The 21,073-nt window shown below is 49.9% G+C and carries 18 protein-coding genes; 14 read left to right on the top strand and 4 right to left on the bottom strand.

Going from position 1 to position 21,073, the window contains the following annotated elements; all coding sequences use genetic code 11:
• Nucleotides 1–160: 160 nt before the first annotated feature.
• Both silS and silR read right to left on the bottom strand, forming a co-directional pair.
• Nucleotides 161–1,636: a copper/silver sensor histidine kinase SilS gene (silS, locus tag LLF79_RS25700; protein WP_032662186.1), complete on the bottom strand. Its 1,476-nt coding sequence runs from the start codon at nucleotides 1,634–1,636 to the stop codon at nucleotides 161–163.
• Nucleotides 1,629–2,309, bottom strand: a complete 681-nt coding sequence (silR, locus tag LLF79_RS25695; RefSeq protein ID WP_032662190.1) for a copper/silver response regulator transcription factor SilR — start codon at nucleotides 2,307–2,309, stop codon at nucleotides 1,629–1,631. Before silR ends, silS begins: the two co-directional genes overlap by 8 nt.
• A 189-nt stretch (nucleotides 2,310–2,498) precedes the next feature.
• Here silR and silC point away from each other — a divergent pair, with 189 nt between their 5' ends.
• From silC to LLF79_RS25660, 7 genes are all read left to right on the top strand, one after another.
• Nucleotides 2,499–3,884, top strand: a complete 1,386-nt coding sequence (gene silC, locus LLF79_RS25690; RefSeq protein WP_032662193.1) for a Cu(+)/Ag(+) efflux RND transporter outer membrane channel SilC — start codon at nucleotides 2,499–2,501, stop codon at nucleotides 3,882–3,884.
• A gap of 28 nt (nucleotides 3,885–3,912) precedes the next feature.
• Entirely contained in the window at nucleotides 3,913–4,266 is a 354-nt protein-coding gene (gene cusF, locus LLF79_RS25685; RefSeq protein WP_032662198.1) for a cation efflux system protein CusF, read from the top strand.
• Nucleotides 4,267–4,379: 113 nt separating this feature from the next.
• Nucleotides 4,380–5,672: a Cu(+)/Ag(+) efflux RND transporter periplasmic adaptor subunit SilB gene (gene silB, locus LLF79_RS25680; protein WP_001446341.1), complete on the top strand. Its 1,293-nt coding sequence runs from the start codon at nucleotides 4,380–4,382 to the stop codon at nucleotides 5,670–5,672.
• 10 nt (nucleotides 5,673–5,682) lie between these two features.
• Nucleotides 5,683–8,829, top strand: coding sequence for a Cu(+)/Ag(+) efflux RND transporter permease subunit SilA (gene silA, locus LLF79_RS25675; protein ID WP_047070876.1), 3,147 nt, complete (start codon nucleotides 5,683–5,685; stop codon nucleotides 8,827–8,829).
• A gap of 85 nt (nucleotides 8,830–8,914) precedes the next feature.
• Nucleotides 8,915–9,355, top strand: coding sequence for a DUF411 domain-containing protein (locus tag LLF79_RS25670; protein ID WP_032662207.1), 441 nt, complete (start codon nucleotides 8,915–8,917; stop codon nucleotides 9,353–9,355).
• A 127-nt stretch (nucleotides 9,356–9,482) separates the two neighbouring features.
• Entirely contained in the window at nucleotides 9,483–11,924 is a 2,442-nt protein-coding gene (silP, locus tag LLF79_RS25665) for an Ag(+)-translocating P-type ATPase SilP (RefSeq protein ID WP_032662211.1), read from the top strand.
• A gap of 40 nt (nucleotides 11,925–11,964) precedes the next feature.
• Complete coding sequence (locus tag LLF79_RS25660; protein WP_000843494.1) at nucleotides 11,965–12,162, top strand: DUF2933 domain-containing protein; 198 nt, start codon at nucleotides 11,965–11,967, stop codon at nucleotides 12,160–12,162.
• Between the two features lie 33 nt (nucleotides 12,163–12,195).
• On the opposite strand, the gene LLF79_RS25655 is transcribed toward LLF79_RS25660, so the two are convergent.
• Nucleotides 12,196–12,933, bottom strand: a complete 738-nt coding sequence (locus LLF79_RS25655; protein ID WP_000287499.1) for a peptidoglycan DD-metalloendopeptidase family protein — start codon at nucleotides 12,931–12,933, stop codon at nucleotides 12,196–12,198.
• 288 nt (nucleotides 12,934–13,221) lie between these two features.
• Complete coding sequence (locus LLF79_RS25650) at nucleotides 13,222–13,671, bottom strand: hypothetical protein (RefSeq protein WP_032662214.1); 450 nt, start codon at nucleotides 13,669–13,671, stop codon at nucleotides 13,222–13,224.
• Nucleotides 13,672–13,905: 234 nt separating this feature from the next.
• Between LLF79_RS25650 and pcoA the strand changes: the two genes are divergently transcribed.
• The 7 genes from pcoA (at nucleotide 13,906) to pcoE (ending at nucleotide 20,757) form a co-directional block, all read left to right on the top strand.
• A complete protein-coding gene (pcoA, locus tag LLF79_RS25645; protein ID WP_032662218.1) occupies nucleotides 13,906–15,723 on the top strand; it encodes a multicopper oxidase PcoA in 1,818 nt (605 codons plus the stop codon).
• Nucleotides 15,724–15,728: 5 nt separating this feature from the next.
• Nucleotides 15,729–16,619 carry a copper resistance protein B gene (locus LLF79_RS25640; protein WP_072199631.1) on the top strand — a complete coding sequence of 297 codons (891 nt, stop codon included), beginning with the start codon at nucleotides 15,729–15,731 and terminating at the stop codon, nucleotides 16,617–16,619.
• A 39-nt stretch (nucleotides 16,620–16,658) separates the two neighbouring features.
• Nucleotides 16,659–17,039 (top strand): copper resistance system metallochaperone PcoC, encoded by a 381-nt coding sequence (pcoC, locus tag LLF79_RS25635; protein ID WP_032662224.1) that lies wholly within the window; start codon nucleotides 16,659–16,661, stop codon nucleotides 17,037–17,039.
• Nucleotides 17,040–17,094: 55 nt separating this feature from the next.
• A complete protein-coding gene (gene pcoD / locus LLF79_RS25630) occupies nucleotides 17,095–17,973 on the top strand; it encodes a copper resistance inner membrane protein PcoD (protein ID WP_306463840.1) in 879 nt (292 codons plus the stop codon).
• 54 nt (nucleotides 17,974–18,027) lie between these two features.
• Nucleotides 18,028–18,708 carry a copper response regulator transcription factor PcoR gene (gene pcoR / locus LLF79_RS25625; RefSeq protein WP_032662230.1) on the top strand — a complete coding sequence of 227 codons (681 nt, stop codon included), beginning with the start codon at nucleotides 18,028–18,030 and terminating at the stop codon, nucleotides 18,706–18,708.
• The gene (gene pcoS / locus LLF79_RS25620; protein WP_032662233.1) at nucleotides 18,705–20,105 is read left to right on the top strand and encodes a copper resistance membrane spanning protein PcoS; all 1,401 of its coding nucleotides are present in this window, start codon (nucleotides 18,705–18,707) and stop codon (nucleotides 20,103–20,105) included. The genes pcoR and pcoS overlap by 4 nt, the downstream gene beginning before the upstream one ends.
• 217 nt (nucleotides 20,106–20,322) lie before the next feature.
• Nucleotides 20,323–20,757, top strand: coding sequence for a copper resistance system metallochaperone PcoE (pcoE, locus tag LLF79_RS25615; RefSeq protein ID WP_000723069.1), 435 nt, complete (start codon nucleotides 20,323–20,325; stop codon nucleotides 20,755–20,757).
• The last annotated feature ends 316 nt before the right edge of the window (nucleotides 20,758–21,073 follow it).

Below are 21,073 nucleotides of genomic sequence, written 5' to 3'. Positions count from 1 at the left end.
TTCTCCGGGAGAGGACTGGATATTCATTTCCTGGCGTACTCTGACGCCGGGTATTGATGAAGCAATCCAGCCTTCCTGATAAGTTGCACTAATTATATCGAATGGCTTCTGTTTGCTGCATGACAGGCTAATGACATCTTTGTCATTTAAATCTTTATTCTCAGTATTGGGTTTCCGGAATCATTTTCTCCAGTCTGGGCACGGATAAGATAAAACGCGTTGAGTGTACGTCCGATTCCACCTGCACTCTTCCGTGATGTGCTTCCACGATTGACTTCACAATCGCAAGGCCGATGCCGCTGCCTTCTCCTTTTCGTTGTCTGGACGGATCCACCCGATAAAAGCGATCAAACAGCTTTGATAAATGCTCTTCAGGGATTGGTTTCCCCGGATTTTCAATCACAAGGTCAAAAAAGCTCTCCTGCTCTCTTATTGAGACGGTGATTGCCTGTCCCTCTGGGGTATAACGCAGGGCATTGGATAACAGATTATTGATCGCTCTTCTGAACATTTGTGGATCTCCCTCAACCAGGCAGGGCATCCCGTTAAATTTGAGCGTGATATTTCGTTCTTCGGCCCAGGCTTCGAAAAACTCGAAGACTTTCATGACTTCTGCTCTGAGGTCAAACCGAACCCTGTCAGGTATCAGCTGATTATTGTCCGCCTGGGCCAGGAACAGCATGTCGCTGACCATTTTTGTCATCCGGTTATACTCTTCAAGGCTGGAATAGAGGACATCCTCAAGTTCCTTCTGGGTTCGATCCTGACTCAGAGCGATTTCAGTCTGCGTCACCAGATTGGTGATGGGGGTTCTGATCTCGTGCGCGATATCGGCAGAGAAATTGGCCTGGCGGGTAAAAACATCCTCAATCTTTCCAATCATATGATTGAACGAGATAACCAGCTGCTCCAGCTCAATGGGAACGCGTGTCGGTTCCAGCCGCGCATCAAGATTCTCGGAGGTGATGTTTTTAATGGCATTGCTGACATTACGAAGGGGCAGGTGCCCCTGACGGACAGCAATGCGAATGATCAGAACAATTAGCAGACTTATCACGACAGCGATCGCAATCAGATTTTTTTTCAGCGCATCGAGGTAATGGAGATGGAAATTAATGGAGAGGCCAGTCAGCATGACATAGTTCTGCTGTTTGCCCTGAAATATCGCCTGACCAGATGAGGCGATAATTCTGTATGTTTCCATCTTCATTCCGGACCCGGTATCCATCGCTCTCGCAGGATCCTCCACCGTCCAGAGAAAGACATCACGTGCACGGCTGTGCTCGCTAAAATCGGCTGAATTCACAGCAGAGCGTAAAGCAGCCCCCTGCACAGAGCTGTACAGCACCTCTCCCCGGGGATTGAGGAGCAAAAGAGCAACGTTACGGTAGCTGGCGATCGATTCCTTTATTTTGCTTACTTTTTTTTCATCCGGATCAACCGGAGACTGCAGGATACGGTTTAGTGTGGTGCTGATTTGTTGCAGATCGCTGACATCCTGCTCGGCAAAATGCTTATCAACAGAATGCAGCATAAACCAGGTGAAGGCGATAAACGCCAGTATTGTGGACAGGCTGATAAAAAAGGTCAGCCGCAGAGCGAGTGAGAAAGGTCGTCTGGACGGTTTGCTATGCATCCGGGATCTCCAGCATGTAGCCCACGCCCCGCACTGTCTGGATCAGTTTTGTCTCGTAATCGTTGTCAATTTTAGCGCGGAGTCGCTTTACTGCGACATCAATCGCGTTAGTGTCGCTGTCAAAATTCATGTCCCAGACCTGAGAGGCAATCAGGGAGCGGGGAAGAACTTCTCCTTGATGGCGAATGAAGAATTCCAGCAGGCTGAACTCTTTACTGGTGAGCACAATGCGGTTCCCGGCGCGGCTGACTTTTCTGGATACGAGATCAACCGAGAGGTCAGCCACTTTAAGCTGGCTTTCCGTGATCATCGTGTTTCCCCGCCTGAGGAGGGTTCTTACCCGGGCGAGCAGTTCAGCAAACGCAAAGGGCTTCACCAGATAATCGTCCGCACCCAGCTCAAGTCCTTTGACCCTGTGTTCAATCGTGCCAAGGGCCGTCAGCAGTAATACCGGCATCCCCTTTCCGGCACTGCGCAGCATACGGATGATATCCCAGCCGTTTACATCAGGCAGCATGATATCCAGGATGACTAAATCATACTCGGCTGTCATGGCAAGATGATATCCGGTCAGACCATTATCAGCGTGATCCACGACGAACCCCGCCTCTGTCAGCCCCTTGCTGAGATATTCACCTGTTTTAATTTCGTCTTCAACGATTAATATTTTCATTATGCTCCCTGGCTGGCTGCTAATGTCATTTTATTGCGCCCACGATCGTTATCAACGGATTACAGCAAAAATGACAACATTGTCATTATCCTGTCACCCGGCAAACAGAGAGCGTTCGGTAAAGTATCCCTATCAATACTCTGGACTTCGTTTGAACCATTTACCAGGTCTGCCTGTACGAGAAGCGTTATGTTCAAATTAAAATTACTCAGCATCAGTACCATATTCATCCTGGCTGGTTGTGTTTCTCTGGCACCTGAATATCAGCGTCCGCCAGCTCCGGTTCCCCAGCAGTTTTCATTGTCTAAAAACAGTCTGACGCCTGCGGTAAACAGCTATCAGGATACGGGCTGGCGAAACTTTTTTGTCGATCCCCAGGTCAGCAGGCTGATCGGTGAAGCCCTGAATAATAACCGTGATTTGAGAATGGCTGCCCTGAAGGTTGAAGAGGCCCGGGCCCAGTTCAACGTCACGGATGCAGATCGTTATCCTCAACTGAATGCCTCATCCGGGATCACATACAGCGGTGGTCTGAAAGGTGACAAGCCGACCACACAGGAGTACGACGCGGGTCTGGAGCTCAGCTATGAGCTCGATTTTTTTGGCAAACTTAAGAACATGAGTGAGGCTGATCGCCAGAACTACTTTGCCAGCGAAGAAGCCCGTCGTGCCGTACACATCCTGCTGGTCTCCAACGTTTCACAGAGCTATTTCAGCCAGCAACTGGCGTACGAACAACTCCGTATTGCGCGGGAAACGCTGAAAAATTATGAACAGTCTTATGCATTCGTTGAGCAACAACTGGTGACCGGGAGTACGAACGTTCTGGCGCTTGAACAAGCCAGGGGGCAAATCGAAAGTACCCGCGCCGAAATAGCCAAACGAGAAGGCGATCTGGCTCAGGCAAACAATGCCCTGCAACTGGTGCTGGGAACGTACCGCGCAGTTCCGTCAGAAAAAGGGATGAAAGGTGGGGAGATCGCACCAGTAAAATTGCCACCAAATCTGTCGTCACAAATATTGCTGCAGCGTCCGGATATTATGGAAGCGGAATACCTGTTGAAAGCGGCTGATGCTAATATTGGCGCAGCGCGAGCGGCTTTTTTCCCGTCCATTACCCTGACCAGTGGCCTTTCCGCAAGCAGTACGGAGCTGTCCAGCCTCTTTACGTCAGGAAGTGGAATGTGGAATTTTATCCCTAAAATTGAAATTCCTATTTTCAATGCCGGCAGAAACAAAGCCAATCTGAAGCTGGCTGAAATTCGCCAGCAACAGTCCGTGGTTAATTACGAACAAAAAATTCAGTCAGCCTTTAAGGATGTTTCCGACACGCTTGCGCTGCGCGACAGCCTTAGCCAGCAACTTGAGTCACAGCAGCGTTATCTTGATTCACTTCAGATAACTCTACAGCGTGCCAGAGGATTGTATGCAAGTGGTGCTGTCAGTTACATCGAAGTGCTGGATGCAGAACGTTCCCTCTTCGCGACGCAGCAAACCATTCTCGATCTTACCTATTCCCGACAGGTTAACGAAATTAATCTGTTTACCGCGCTGGGTGGCGGTTGGGTAGAGTAAATTTATTCAATTAATCAGGAAATTAAAAATGCGTAATTCACTTAAAGCCGTTTTATTTGGTGCCTTCTCTGTCATGTTTTCTGCCAGTCTTCATGCTGAAACACATCAGCATGGCGATATGAATGCTGCCAGTGATGCTTCGGTACAGCAGGTTATCAAGGGCACCGGTATCGTTAAAGACATTGATATGAATAGTAAAAAGATTACCATTTCGCACGAAGCAATCCCGGCGGTGGGCTGGCCTGCAATGACCATGCGCTTCACTTTTGTTAATGCAGACGACGCTATCAATGCCCTGAAAACCGGCAACCATGTCGATTTCTCGTTTATTCAGCAGGGCAATATCTCCTTACTCAAAAGCATTAACGTTACGCAATCCTGATTAACAGTCCGGAGCGAATACATCCAGTGCGCCTGAACATTCATTATGGGATTACTGTGAATGAATGATCGGGCGCATATGCCAGGTGTTTTGATTTTTCAGCGAGAAATTGTATGGCTTCTTTAAAGATAAAATATGCTGCAATAATTATCAGCAGCCTCATAGCAGGAGGGCTGATATCGGTTACTGCCTGGCAGTATTTAAACTCATCACAAAAAACAGTACCAGCAGAACAAAAGGCACCGGAGAAAAAGGTGCTTTTCTGGTATGATCCTATGAAACCGGATACCAAATTTGATAAACCCGGAAAATCGCCTTTTATGGATATGGACCTTGTGCCGAAATATGCTGATGAAAGTGGCGATAAAAGCAGTGGCGGGATCCGTATCGATCCAACTCAGGTTCAGAATCTGGGATTAAAAACGCAAAAAGTCACGCGAGGAATGCTGAATTATTCTCAGACAATCCCGGCTAATGTCAGTTACAACGAATATCAGTTTGTCATTGTGCAGGCGCGTTCTGACGGTTTCGTCGAAAAAGTGTATCCCCTGACGATTGGCGATCATGTGAAGAAAGGCACTCCGCTTATCGATATCACCATTCCTGAATGGGTTGAGGCACAAAGTGAGTTTCTGCTGTTATCCGGTACAGGCGGTACGCCAACCCAGATAAAAGGGGTTCTGGAGCGACTTCGTCTGGCTGGTATGCCGGAAGAGGATATTCAAAGGCTGCGTTCAACCCGCACAATCCAGACCCGTTTTACCATTAAAGCACCTATTGATGGTGTCATTACTGCATTTGACCTGCGCACCGGCATGAATATTTCCAAAGATAAGGTGGTGGCTCAGATTCAGGGGATGGACCCGGTCTGGATCAGCGCTGCAGTGCCAGAATCTATCGCCTATCTGCTGAAAGATACGTCGCAGTTTGAAATTTCGGTACCGGCTTATCCGGATAAAACATTCCATGTCGAAAAATGGAACATTCTTCCCAGCGTGGATCAGACAACCCGCACGCTTCAGGTCCGCCTCCAGGTTACTAACAAGGATGAGTTTCTCAAGCCGGGCATGAATGCCTATCTCAAACTGAATACCCAAAGTCAGGAGATGCTGCTGATACCAAGCCAGGCCGTTATCGATACCGGCAAAGAACAGCGCGTGATTACTGTTGATGATGAAGGCAAGTTTGTGCCGAAACAGATCCACGTTCTGCATGAATCACAGCAACAGTCCGGCATTGGCTCCGGTCTTAATGAAGGCGATACCGTGGTGGTCAGTGGCCTGTTCCTCATTGACTCCGAAGCCAATATTACGGGCGCGCTGGAACGTATGCGCCACCCTGAAAAAACAGAAAACAGTATGCCAGCAATGTCTGAGCAGCCTGTAAATATGCATTCAGGGCACTGAGGAGACGACGATGATTGAATGGATTATCCGGCGCTCTGTCGCCAACCGTTTCCTGGTCATGATGGGTGCCCTGTTTCTCAGCATCTGGGGCACATGGACGATAATTAACACGCCGGTCGATGCGCTGCCTGACCTGTCAGATGTGCAGGTCATTATTAAAACCAGCTATCCCGGACAGGCTCCGCAGATTGTAGAAAACCAGGTCACCTATCCGCTTACCACCACCATGCTGTCCGTACCTGGCGCAAAAACTGTGCGTGGCTTTTCACAGTTCGGTGATTCGTATGTGTATGTCATTTTTGAAGACGGGACCGATCTGTACTGGGCCCGTTCGCGCGTGCTGGAATACCTGAATCAGGTTCAGGGCAAACTGCCTGCGGGTGTGAGTTCTGAAATCGGTCCGGACGCCACGGGAGTGGGCTGGATATTTGAATATGCCCTGGTCGATCGCAGCGGAAAACACGACCTTTCAGAACTGCGTTCTTTGCAGGACTGGTTTCTGAAATTTGAACTGAAGACCATCCCGAACGTGGCTGAGGTAGCCTCGGTTGGTGGCGTGGTGAAGCAGTACCAGATTCAGGTCAATCCGGTAAAACTGTCTCAGTATGGGATCAGCCTGCCCGAAGTGAAACAGGCTCTTGAATCGTCTAACCAGGAGGCCGGTGGTTCATCCGTTGAAATAGCCGAAGCGGAGTATATGGTCCGCGCCAGCGGCTATCTGCAGAGCATTGATGATTTTAATAACATCGTCCTGAAAACAGGCGAGAACGGCGTGCCGGTTTATTTGCGGGATGTTGCCCGCGTGCAGACAGGGCCTGAAATGCGGCGTGGTATTGCCGAACTGAACGGCCAGGGGGAAGTCGCTGGCGGCGTGGTGATCCTGCGGTCGGGTAAAAACGCGCGTGACGTAATCACGGCAGTGAGGGATAAACTGGAGACACTGAAGGCCAGTCTGCCGGAAGGTGTTGAAATCGTGACCACCTACGATCGCAGCCAGTTAATCGACCGGGCGATTGATAACCTCAGTTCCAAACTTCTGGAAGAGTTTTTCGTGGTGGCCATCGTCTGTGCCCTGTTCCTGTGGCACGTACGTTCTGCCCTGGTGGCGATTATCTCTCTGCCGCTTGGCCTGTGTATCGCCTTTATCGTCATGCACTTCCAGGGACTGAACGCCAATATCATGTCGCTGGGAGGGATAGCTATTGCCGTCGGTGCGATGGTGGATGCCGCCATTGTGATGATTGAGAATGCGCATAAACGGCTTGAGGAGTGGGATCATCGGCATCCGGGTGAGCAGATTGACAACGTCACCCGCTGGAAGGTGATTACCGACGCCTCCGTGGAAGTGGGACCCGCACTGTTTATCAGCCTGCTGATCATCACCCTGTCCTTTATACCTATCTTTACCCTGGAAGGTCAGGAAGGACGTCTGTTTGGCCCGCTGGCATTCACGAAAACGTACTCCATGGCGGGCGCGGCCGCGCTGGCCATCATTGTCATTCCGATCCTGATGGGATTCTGGATCCGGGGAAAAATTCCTGCCGAGACCAGTAACCCCCTGAACCGGGTGCTGATCAAAGCGTATCATCCATTGCTGCTGCGGGTCCTCCACTGGCCAAAAACAACCCTGCTGGTTGCGGCCTTGTCCATTTTCACCGTTGTATGGCCATTGAGTCAGGTGGGGGGGGAGTTTCTGCCGAAGATCAATGAGGGCGACCTGCTGTATATGCCGTCAACATTGCCTGGCGTCTCTCCGGCAGAAGCTGCAGCACTCCTGCAGACGACGGACAAGTTAATCAAAAGCGTTCCTGAAGTGGCCTCTGTATTTGGCAAGACCGGTAAAGCAGAGACCGCAACGGATTCCGCACCGCTTGAAATGGTGGAAACCACGATCCAGCTCAAACCTGAGGATCAGTGGCGTCCGGGTATGACGATTGACAAGATTATTGAAGAACTCGACAAGACCGTCCGTTTACCGGGTCTGGCAAACCTGTGGGTTCCGCCAATCCGTAACCGTATTGATATGCTCTCAACCGGGATCAAAAGCCCGATAGGTATCAAGGTCTCAGGGACTGTCCTGGCCGATATTGATGCGACTGCGCAGAGTATTGAGGCGGTAGCCAAAACCGTGCCGGGCGTGGTGTCTGCCCTGGCTGAGCGACTTGAAGGCGGGCGTTACATCGATATCGATATCAACCGGGAAAAAGCGTCCCGTTACGGTATGACTGTCGGTGATGTACAGCTGTTTGTCTCATCAGCCATCGGCGGCGCAACGGTAGGGGAAACGGTTGAAGGCGTGGCCCGCTACCCGATTAATATTCGCTATCCGCAGGATTACCGGAACAGTCCAAATGCATTGAAACAGATGCCGATCCTGACCCCGATGAAGCAGCAGATCACGCTGGGCGATGTCGCGGATATTAAGGTCGTTTCAGGGCCGACTATGCTGAAAACGGAAAATGCCCGTCCAGCCAGCTGGATTTACATTGACGCGCGCGGCAGGGATATGGTGTCGGTGGTTAATGATATTAAAACGGCTATCAGTCAGAAAGTGAAACTGAGACCGGGTACCAGCGTGTCATTCTCCGGACAATTTGAACTGCTTGAGCACGCCAACAAGAAACTTAAACTGATGGTGCCGATGACGGTGATGATCATTTTCATCCTGTTGTATCTGGCGTTCCGCCGGGTTGATGAAGCGTTGTTGATCCTGATGAGTCTGCCGTTCGCCCTGGTTGGCGGGATATGGTTCCTGTACTGGCAGGGCTTCCATATGTCAGTCGCAACCGGAACCGGGTTTATCGCCCTGGCCGGTGTGGCAGCAGAGTTTGGCGTGGTCATGCTGATGTATCTGCGTCATGCCATTGAAGCGCATCCGGAACTGTCAAACAAGGAAACGTTCACACCGGAAGGTCTTGATGAAGCCCTTTATCATGGTGCCGTGCTGCGTGTCCGGCCGAAAGCCATGACCGTGGCGGTGATCATCGCGGGTCTGCTGCCGATACTCTGGGGAACCGGCGCAGGTTCAGAAGTCATGAGCCGTATTGCGGCCCCCATGATTGGCGGGATGATCACAGCTCCGCTGCTGTCCCTGTTCATTATTCCTGCCGCCTATAAACTCATCTGGCTGCGCAGACATAAAAAGAGCGTGTCATAACCCTGAAAGGACACCCCTGCGGGTGTCCTTTTGCATAAATTCACCCTGACGTCAGGGTTTACATCGATAACATACAGAGGTGAGTATGAAAAAAATAATTTTAATGGCCCTGGCTTTTGGCCTTTCACTTCCGGCAATGGCAGGTGAAAAAGTAATAGACATGTACAAGTCTGAAAACTGTGGTTGCTGTTCCCTGTGGGGCAAGGCGATGGAAAAGGACGGGTTTGAGGTACGGACCCACGTCATGAATGATCAGGCTCTGTCAGCCCTGAAAGAAAAATATGCTGTTCCTGCTGAGCTGAGAAGCTGTCATACCGCAGTTACTGGTAATTTGATCATTGAAGGTCATGTGCCTGCCACAACGATACATAAGGCAATGCAGTCTGATTCAGGGATTTATGGCCTTGCCACCCCCGGTATGCCTGCGGGAAGCCCGGGAATGGAGATGGGGGCCCGTAAAGAGGCTTACGATGTTATCGCATTCTCTCCGGAGGGCAGTAAAAAGATCTTCCAGCGAATCGAATAGTCAGCGGAACGGCTGTTAACGGGACGCCGGTAGCAGGCACTCCTGTGCCGGCGACATTCGTGGTAATCGCATCCATGACATAACCTGAATACAGAAGACGCTTCAGGTTTGCATAAGGAGAGTTACTGTGAAAAATGACAATGCAGTGCAACACAACAACCAGACTGCCTCTGAACAGACATTATCCCCGGACGAGAGTCACGTATTGCATAAGGTGAGAGATCCCGTGTGCGGGATGACAATCATGCCCGATAAGGCGCACAGCAGCATTCGATACCAGGAGCATCAGCTTTATTTCTGCTCCGCCAGCTGTGAGAGCAAATTTAAAGCTCATCCCGATCATTATCTTACAGAAGATGCCAGTGAACATTCCCATCACCACCATCACCACGAGGTCATCCCTGATCAGATAAAACAGCCTCACCACCAGGCGGAGAACGATATTTCTGAAGGTGTGTGGACATGCCCGATGCACCCGGAGATACGCCGTCGTGGTCCAGGAAGCTGTCCTGTCTGTGGAATGGCACTGGAACCACTCGTAGCCACGGCATCCACGGGGCCGAGTGATGAACTTCGCGACATGACAAGACGCTTCTGGCTGGGGTTGTTGCTGGCGTTTCCGGTTCTGATACTCGAAATGGGATCTCATCTGTTTCCCGCCTTGAGAAATACAGTATCGCCACAGTACAACACATGGCTGCAGCTGCTTCTGGCCTCTCCTGTCGTGTTGTGGTGTGGCTGGCCATTTTTCGCCCGGGCCGGGATGTCGTTACGTAACCGTTCCCTGAATATGTTTACCCTTGTTGCTATGGGGACCGGCGTAGCCTGGGTTTACAGCGTCATTGCAACTGTCTTCCCCTCCTGGTTTCCTGCATCGTTCAGAAACATGGATGGCCTGGTGGCCGTTTATTTTGAAGCCGCGGCAGTAATTACGGTGCTTGTACTGCTGGGACAGGTTCTTGAGCTGCGGGCACGGGAACAAACCTCAGGTGCCATTACTGCGCTTCTGAACCTTGCCCCCAAAACCGCCAGGCGGCTGGACCATGACGGTCATGAAACGGATATTAATGCGGAAGATGTCCTGCCTGGCGATAAGCTCCGCATCAGACCTGGGGAGAGTATTCCGGTCGACGGTATCGTGGTCGAAGGCACAACAACCGTTGATGAATCGATGGTGACCGGGGAGTCTATGCCGGTTACCAAAACGGAGGGTGCCCCTGTCATTGGGGGGACGATTAATCAGACAGGTAGTCTTATCATCCGTGCAGAGAAAGTCGGAGATGAAACGATGCTCTCACGAATTGTTCAGATGGTCGCTGATGCACAGCGTTCGCGAGCCCCCATCCAGAGAATGGCTGACAGCGTTTCAGGCTGGTTTGTTCCTCTGGTGATACTTATCGCGGTTGTTGCTTTCGTGATCTGGTCTGTCTGGGGGCCCGAGCCCAGGATGGCGCACGGTCTGATTGCGGCTGTGTCGGTCCTGATTATTGCCTGTCCCTGCGCGCTGGGGCTGGCCACGCCGATGTCGATAATGGTGGGGGTGGGCAAAGGAGCCCAGGCCGGGGTGTTAATCAAAAATGCCGAAGCCCTTGAGCGTCTTGAAAAAGTGGACACGCTGGTTGTCGACAAAACAGGCACGCTCACCGAAGGTTCGCCTACGGTGACAGGAATTATCAGTCTCAGTCCGGGTGGGGAAGCCTCTCTTTTGCGTGTAACGGCCGCAGTGGAAAAAGGCTCGCAGCATCCGCTGGGTATGGCAGTCGTCAGAGCAGCACAGGAAAAGGGGATCGCAATACCCGCAGTCACTCATTTCGATGCGCCGTCGGGTAAAGGTGTCACAGGCGATGTCGAAGGTCAACGGATTGTTATTGGTAATGAACTGGTTATGCAGGAAAACAGTATCGTTATTGATAATCAAAAGGCCGTTGCGGATACGTTGCGGATGGAAGGCGCTACCGTTATCTATGTGGCCACGGACGGGGACCTTGCAGGCCTGATAGCTATTTCGGATCCCGTGAAAGCAACCACGCCGGATGCACTTAAAGCGTTGCGTCAGGCGGGGATCCGCATTGTTATGCTCACCGGGGATAACCAGCTAACAGCTGAAGCCGTCGCACGAAAACTGGGAATAGAGGATGTTGAAGCCGGGATTCTGCCGGATGGCAAAAAAGCAGTGATAACCCGACTGAAAGCGTCTGGTCATGTGGTTGCGATGGCCGGAGACGGTGTGAATGATGCCCCGGCGCTGGCAGCGGCTGACGTGGGTATAGCCATGGGAACGGGTACAGATGTGGCAATTGAAAGTGCCGGAGTCACCCTTCTCAAAGGCGACCTGATGATACTGAACAGGGCCCGTCATCTGTCAGAGATCACCATGAAAAATATCCGACAGAATCTGTTTTTTGCATTTATCTACAACGCACTTGGTGTGCCGGTGGCTGCAGGCCTGCTTTATCCTGTGTATGGAATACTGCTGTCGCCAGTTATTGCGGCGGCGGCCATGGCTCTTTCTTCCGTCAGCGTCATTGTGAATGCGTTGCGTCTGAAAAGTGTCAGGCTCGGGAAATAACACTGAGTGAAGGGTCTGTTATGAACAGAAGGAGTCCAGTATGAAAAGTACCACCTATGCGCTTATTGCTGTCGCCGCGATCGCGGCATTTGCCCTCCTGCGAGAACACTGGTCACATGTGGCAGGTTACTGGCCATATCTGTTATTGCTGGTCTGCCCGCTAATGCATCTTTTCCACGGCCACGGAGGGCATGGGGATCACCAACATCACGGAAGTGAAAACGATAAAAAAAATTAATCCGGCAAACGGGGCCGCGTCGCGGTCCCGTTATCAGTCCAGGTATCGTTCGTAGTCTCTGGCATGCGCAAAGGCATGCTGTTCGAGTTTGTTATCAGCGGGTGCCGATGCCCGGAACGCCAGTGAATTAACAGGATTGTTATTGATGACCAGCTCGTAATGTAAATGAGGACCGGATGAACGTCCGCTGTTACCGGATAACGCAATAGCACCTCCCCGGGTAACTCTGGCCCCTTTAGTAACGAGTATTTTATTGAGGTGGAGATAGCGAGTTTTAACACCGGCTTTTCCCGTTACTTCAACAAAATATCCCATGGTACTGTTGTATTCGGCCCGGGTGATTTTTCCGTCGATGACGCTGACTATTTTCGTGTTCATGGGCATGGAATAATCAATGCCATTATGGGGACTCACTTTTCCCGATACCGGGTTAAGTCTTGCAGGATTGAAAGGTGAACTGAGTCTTGCTGTGGCTGGTAACGGATAATCGAGACTGCCTTTCCCGGAAGTATCGGAAAGATTATAGAACTTTTTGTCTGATATACGATACGCCGTGTAATTAAATGAGCCGGACGTAAATTTATAAGCCACTACACGTGATTTTCCCGCTTTCTTTTGCAGTACGAGTTTTAATGATTCATTTTTTTTCAAATGCCGAAGATTAAAGCGGGAAGGCAAAGAGCGCTGAAGGATAGCGATCTCGTTCGATTCCAGCCCCGAGCGGGTGGCTGAAAGGTAAGCATTTTCTTTTACGACATCGGTAGAATACATTTACTGGAATTCGCCGTTAGCATGAACACTGCGGCGTATGCTAGGGGTTTTCAGGAGGAGTGTCATCTGCCAGTTAATCGGGAGCACCGTTGATGGTCGTCATTTTTGTAACATATCTTGTTTCCCGTTTGCTCCTGAAGCTCTGGGAAGTGTATGACCAGCCCGGCGGTGATGATTAACGGGTCTGAAACAGGTTACGGCAGAGCAATATGAAGCTCATGTCCTGCGACGTAACCCGTCAGTGAAACCCTGCTGCGCACCTGACGCTAAGCACTAACCCACCTGCCTTTACCTGGACGAATCCAGCCCACGAAGCTTTCTTGCCTGCGTCTGATGAGCTTCCGCAGCGGCATTATTGACCTGCTCATGCACGAGGGCGGCTTTCTCTCCGGCATTCAGTTCGTTAAAAGAAGAAGATGATGTCTCTGAATTTGCGTCACTCCCGGACAGCATTTTTTTATGTTCCTCAATCATTTTTTGATGTGCATAGGACGCGCTGTTGTTCATAAATGAATGCGCAACAATGGCCCTTTCATGTTCATTCATTTCAGAGAATGATGGCGTGCTCTTTTTATTAATCCTGCCCGGCAAGTTTTCATGCGTCGAGGAATTAACATGACTGACGGCTGAGGCATTGTTCACGAATCGATGTGCTTCATGGGCAATATCACTGGACTTGGCAAAAACTGCCCCACAAAATAAAGCTGTAAACGCAGTGGTAGTGATTAATATATTCATGTGTGATTACCTTCTTAGGTACATAAAAGATGTCATCACGATCATATATAAAAATAATCAATCTGTGGTGAAGATGACGTAAATGTAATACAGCTACGTACATTACACGATTGTAATGAATTTGTTTCTTAAGGTGTGCTAGCTTCATTTCATTGTAAGAGGATGAACCAGAAATTTAATTTAAATCGGTTCTCGAACTTTGTCAGTAACCATACTTTAAATAAGGGAACGCGCATGCTGTTGAAAACGTCTCGACGAACTTTCCTGAAGGGATTAACCCTCTCTGGCGTAGCCGGAAGTCTTGGCGTATGGAGTTTCAATGCGCGTTCCAGTCTGAGCCTGCCAGTTGCCGCATCCCTGCAGGGTACTCAGTTTGACCTGACCATTGGTGAAACGGCCGTCAATATCACTGGCAGTGAGCGTCAGGCCAAAACAATCAATGGAGGCCTGCCGGGGCCCGTTCTTCGCTGGAAAGAAGGTGACACCATTACCCTGAAGGTCAAGAACCGTCTTAATGAACAGACGTCCATTCACTGGCACGGCATTATTCTTCCAGCCAATATGGATGGTGTTCCGGGGCTGAGTTTTAGGGGCATAGAGCCTGATGATACCTACGTTTACACCTTTAAGGTTAAGCAGAACGGGACTTACTGGTACCACAGCCATTCCGGTCTGCAGGAACAGGAGGGGGTATACGGTGCCATTATCATCGATGCCAGGGAGCCGGAACCGTTTGCTTACGATCGTGAGCACGTGGTCATGTTGTCTGACTGGACCGATGAAAATCCTCACAGTCTTCTGAAAAAATTAAAAAAACAGTCGGATTACTACAATTTCAATAAACCAACCATTGGCTCTTTTTTCCGCGACGTGAATACCAGGGGGCTGTCAGCCACTATTGCCGATCGGAAAATGTGGGCTGAAATGAAAATGAATCCGACTGACCTCGCGGATGTCAGTGGCTACACCTACACCTATCTCATGAACGGTCAGGCCCCGCTGAAAAACTGGACCGGGCTGTTCCGTCCCGGTGAAAAGATACGCTTACGGTTTATCAACGGTTCGGCAATGACCTATTTCGATATCCGCATCCCCGGGCTGAAAATGACGGTCGTGGCTGCAGATGGCCAGTATGTAAACCCGGTTACCGTTGACGAATTCAGGATTGCCGTTGCCGAAACCTATGATGTCATTGTGGAGCCTCAGGGTGAGGCCTATACCATCTTCGCACAATCCATGGACAGGACCGGCTACGCTCGGGGGACACTGGCCACGAGAGAGGGGTTAAGTGCTGCCGTTCCCGCCCTGGATCCACGTCCTCTGTTGACCATGGAAGATATGGGTATGGGAGGAATGGGGCATGATATGGCAGGAATGGACCACAGCCAGATGGGGGGCATGAATAACAGCGGAGAGATGATGTCTATGGACGGTGCTGAGCTTGCGGATAGCGGGACATCCTCCGCACCCATGGATCACAGCAGCATGACTGGTATGGATCATTCCCAGATGGCCGGAATGCCGGGTATGCAAAGTCATCCTGCGTCAGAAACGGGTAACCCACTGGTTGATATGCAGGCGATGAGCGTCTCTCCGAAATTAAACGATCCGGGTATCGGTCTTCGAAATAACGGAAGAAAGGTTCTCACGTACGCGGATTTGAAAAGCCGCTTTGAGGATCCTGACGGACGTGAACCTGGCCGCACCATAGAACTGCATTTAACCGGTCACATGGAAAAGTTTGCCTGGTCATTTAACGGAATCAAGTTTTCAGATGCCGCACCGGTGCTGCTGAAATACGGTGAGCGACTCAGGATCACTCTGGTCAACGATACCATGATGACTCACCCCATTCACCTGCATGGTATGTGGAGCGATCTGGAAGATGAAAACGGTAATTTCATGGTTCGTAAACACACAATAGATATTCCCCCTGGTACAAAACGCAGTTACAGAGTGACAGCAGATGCGCTTGGCCGCTGGGCGTATCACTGCCATTTGCTCTATCACATGGAAATGGGAATGTTTCGTGAAGTCCGGGTGGAGGAATGATGCGAATGAAGAGAAGTTTTAAGGCCATAACTGTTCTGGTCGCTGGTTTGTTTACCTCACCGTTTTCTATTGCGGCGGGCTCCGTCTCTGCAGATCCTCATGCCGGGCACGACATGTCTTCCATGCAGATGCCGGTAGATGAGAATTTCACTGAGATGACGTCAATGGAGCCCATTGTAACTGAGAGCAGAACGCCAATTCCGCCTGTTACCGATGCCGACCGGAAGGCTGCATTCGGCAATTTACCGGGGCATGCGATTCACGACAGTGCGATTAATTATCTGGTCTTGCTGGATCAACTGGAATGGCAACGGTCGGATAACACCAATAATTTCAGCTGGAGTGTTAACAGCTGGATTGGAGGCGACACTGACCGGCTCTGGCTAAAGAGTGAAGGCGAACGAAGCGGGGGGAAAACGGAGACGGCAGAAGCCCAGCTACTCTGGGGGCATGCGGTTGGCCCCTGGTGGGATTTGGTTGCGGGTGTAAGACAGGATTTCAGACCTGCTTCAGCCCAGACCTGGGCTGCTGTCGGTTTTCAGGGGCTCGCGCTCTATAATTTTGAGTCTGAAATTACGGCTTTTGTCAGTAATGACGGAAAAGCAGCCCTCCGTCTGGGGGGAGAATACGACGTTTTACTGACTAACCGGCTCATACTCCAGCCATCCTATGAGGTAAATCTCTACAGTCAGGATGATGAATCGCGGGAGCGCGGCAGAGGATTAGCTGACACAGAGCTGGGCCTTCGGCTGCGCTACGAAATACGCCGTGAGTTTGCACCCTATATAGGCGTCTCCTGGAATCAGCTTTACGGGAAAACGTCCGATATGGCGAAAAGAGAGGGTGAGAAAGACCATCAGGTAGTATTCCTGGCGGGAGCCAGAATCTGGTTTTAATGCGTTGACTTAAAACACTAAACTAAACAGGTAAATAATATGTCGATTTTACATAAAGCCATTCTTACAGGTGGCCTGGTTATGGGCGTCGCTTTTTCTGCTATGGCCCATCCGGAATTAAAAAGCTCTGTGCCACAGGCTGATTCGGCCGTAGCGGCCCCGGATAAGATTCAGCTTAATTTCTCGGAAGATCTGACCGTGAAATTCTCAGGTGCAAAATTAACGATGACGGGTATGAAAGGTATGTCATCACATTCTCCGATGCCGGTCGCGGCAAAAGTGGCACCAGGCGCTGACCCTAAATCGATGGTCATTATTCCGCGAGAACCTTTACCCGCTGGCACTTATCGTGTTGACTGGCGCGCAGTTTCTTCAGATACGCACCCTATTACCGGTAATTACACCTTTACAGTGAAGTAATATTATGAACGACCTGATTATGATTGTTATTCGTTTTCTTCTTTATCTTGATTTGATGGTAATATTTGGATTGCCATTTTTTCAGATATATGGATTAAGTGGTGTCAGACATGAAACGTATAACCTGACTAATTTCAGGTCGTTTATAACCTTTGCTGTTGTTGCAGGCATCATTCTTACTGGCATTAATATGCTCCTGGTATCTAATGCCATGAGCGGAGTAACTGATCTCAGGGAATTATCCATCCATATTATCGAGATGGTTATAGAAGAAACTGATGTAGGTATTAGCTGGATTGTCAGACTTTGTGCACTGTTTATCACTCTCGGTGCTTTGTTCCTTTACACTAACAAGAGACTATTGTCCTGCCTGCTGATGACGATGAGTGGGGGCGTGGCGCTGGCTACACTTGCCTGGGGAGGACACGCCGTCATGCATGACGGTCTGCATTACTATCTCCATTTACTGAGCGATCTGACTCATCTCGGCGCTGCAGGTGCCTGGACAGGTGCTCTGGTTGCATTTGCTATCCTGCTGATGCGCAGAAACGCGCACAATGCACAGAGCGTCATTGTGATATCTGACTCCCTGGCAAAATTTGCCACGGCAGGTACGGTGATTGTTGTAGCCCTGATCCTGAGTGCGATGGTCAACTATCTGTATATTGCTGAAGGTAACTTAACCCCCTTATTCAACAGCTCCTGGGGGGGAATATTGCTTGCTAAGACGGCTCTGTTTGTTCTGATGCTTCTTCTGGCTGCAGCAAACCGGTTTCACCTGGGTCCCCGGCTTGAAGTTATGGTCAGGGAAGGGAATTATGATCGCAGCGTTGCCCTGATGCGAAACAGCATCCTGACAGAATTCGTTGTTGCGATTATCATTCTGGGTGCCGTAGCGTGGCTCGGAATGCTTGCTCCGTCTCAGGTCAGCTAAGGGACAACCAACGCTCACGCGTGAGATTTTTACTTTCATATCAGCGAGTTGACCATGCAGCGTATTTTAATCGTTGAAGACGAACAAAAAACAGGTCGTTACCTGCAGCAGGGACTGGTTGAGGAAGGCTATCAGGCCGATCTCTTTAATAATGGCCGCGATGGTCTTGGGGCCGCGTCGAAGGGACAGTATGATTTGATAATACTGGACGTGATGCTGCCTTTCCTCGACGGGTGGCAAATCATCAGCGCACTGAGGAAGTCCGGGCACGAAGAACCGGTCCTGTTTTTAACCGCAAAAGACAACGTGCGGGACAAAGTGAAAGGACTGGAGCTTGGTGCAGATGACTACCTGATTAAGCCCTTCGATTTTACGGAGCTGGTTGCACGTGTAAGAACCTTACTGCGGCGGGCACGCTCGCAGTCCGCAACGGTTTGCACCATCGCCGATATGACCGTTGATATGGTGCGCCGAACCGTGATCCGTTCGGGGAAGAAGATCCATCTCACCGGTAAAGAATACGTTCTGCTTGAGTTGCTGTTGCAACGCACCGGAGAAGTGTTACCCAGGAGTCTTATCTCGTCCTTGGTCTGGAATATGAACTTTGACAGTGATACGAATGTGATTGATGTCGCCGTGAGACGTCTGAGAAGTAAAATTGATGATGACTTTGAACCAAAACTGATCCATACCGTTCGCGGTGCCGGATATGTCCTGGAGATCAGAGAAGAGTGAGGTTCAAAATTTCCCTGACCACACGCCTGAGCCTGATTTTTTCTGCAGTGATGCTTACGGTATGGTGGTTATCAAGTTTTATCCTGATTAGCACCCTTAATGGCTATTTCGATAATCAGGATCGCGATTTTCTGACTGGTAAACTTCAGCTCACCGAAGAGTTTCTTAAAACAGAGACGTTCAGGAACAAAACGGATATTAAGTCATTATCAGAAAAAATAAACGATGCGATGGTGGGGCACAATGGCTTATTCATTTCTATAAAAAATATGGAAAATGAAAAACTGGTGGAACTGTATGCCAAAAATTCTGTTGTTCCAGCGGTCCTGCTAAATAAGTCGGGGGATATTCTCGACTATATGATCCAGACGGAAGAAAATAACACCGTATACCGCAGTATCTCGCGGCGGGTTGCCGTGACGCCGGAACAGGGTAAAAGCAAACATTTCATCGTTACGGTTGCCACGGATACCGGGTATCACACCCTGTTTATGGATAAGCTCAGTACCTGGCTGTTCTGGTTCAATATCGGTCTGGTTTTTATTTCTGTTTTTCTGGGCTGGCTGACCACACGCATTGGTCTGAAACCGTTACGGGAAATGACCAGTCTGGCTTCCTCCATGACCGTGCACAGCCTGGATCAGCGTCTTAATCCCGATCTGGCTCCGCCGGAAATCTCAGAGACCATGCAGGAATTCAATAACATGTTCGATCGCCTGGAGGGTTCATTCCGGAAACTGTCAGATTTCTCGTCTGACATCGCGCATGAGCTGCGCACACCGGTCAGTAATCTGATGATGCAGACGCAGTTTGCACTGGCTAAGGAAAGGGATGTTTCGCATTACCGCGAAATTTTATTCGCTAACCTGGAAGAACTGAAAAGGTTGTCACGAATGACCAGTGACATGCTTTTTCTGGCACGTTCAGAGCATGGTCTGCTGCAGCTGGATAAACATGATGTGGATCTGGCCGCCGAACTGAATGAATTACGTGAGTTATTCGAGCCCCTTGCAGACGAGACAGGAAAGACAATCACGGTTGAAGGTGAAGGGGTTATTGCCGGAGACAGCGACATGCTGCGGCGTGCTTTCAGTAACCTGCTTTCGAATGCAATCAAGTATTCTCCCGATAACACCTGTACAGCGATACGCCTTGAGCATGACAGTGACTGTGTGAACGTGATGATTACGAATACGATGTCTGGCCCGGTTCCCGCTAATCTTGAACGTTTGTTTGACCGGTTCTATCGCGCAGACTCATCACGGGTCCACAACACGGAAGGCGCGGGGCTGGGGTTATCAATAACGAGGTCAATCATTCATGCTCACGGCGGCGAGCTGTCAGCAGAACAGCAGGGGCGGGAAATTGTGTTCAAAGTGCGCCTGTTAATGGATTAACCCCGTTATTCAGGAGAAACCTGGAAGGTGACAAAATTGTCATCATCCAGTCACGCGATAAACAGATGCGGTTTTTTATAATCATTCATAAATCAGGAGCAGGGTGATAACGCAATCACCTGGTTCCTGGAGTGATGAATAACCCGCCCTGAGATCAAATGCTTTCTCTGTCATAAGCCGTTGATTGTTTGGGGATGTAAACACCGGAGACCCAACCATGAAAAAGATCCTTGTATCATTTGTTGCCATTATGGCTGCCGCTTCATCTGCTATGGCTGCAGAGACAATGAACATGCATGACCAGGTAAATAATGCACAGGCACCTGCCCACCAGATGCAGTCATCTGCTGAAAAAAGTGCAATTCAGGGAGACAGCATGACAATGATGGATATGAGCAGTCACGATCAGGCCGCAATGTCCCATGACATGATGCAAAACAGCAATTCTGCTGCCCACCAGGACATGGCTGAAATGCATAAAAAAATGATGAAAGCTAAACCAGGAGCTACCAACGAAACAGCAAAGTCATTTTCTGAAATGAGCGAGCATGAGAAGGCCGCAGCTGTGCATGAGAAGGCGAATAATGGTCAGTCTTCCGTTGTTCACCAGCAGCAGGCTGATAAGCATCGTAGTCAGATCACCCAGAATTAACCCGCAGCTCCACTTGTTAGACCCTCATTTGACGCCGAAGTCACTGGCTTACGCTCCTGATAGGGAGCGTTTTTTTTAAACTAAATGAAAGAGTATATCTGTGTATGACTAATCGTAGTCTGCGGTCGGGTATAAAATAAATGAACGACGGACTAAATTTAACATAAGATAGATTACACGAATTAAGCATGTAATGGCTCAATAGTAATGTCCGCCTGTGGCTCAATTCAGATGTCCGCGCTATGGTAAGCTTCACTGGTCCGTTTAAACTACCGGGAGGCATATCATGAGCGCAGAAAGCTCAGGAGTGTTTACT

The organism is Enterobacter cloacae complex sp. 2021EL-01169, assembly GCF_020733125.1.
GTDB classification, from domain to species: Bacteria; Pseudomonadota; Gammaproteobacteria; order Enterobacterales; family Enterobacteriaceae; genus Enterobacter; species Enterobacter roggenkampii.
Note: the sequence above shows the minus strand (reverse complement) of the source record. Positions and strands in the feature narration are given on the sequence as shown.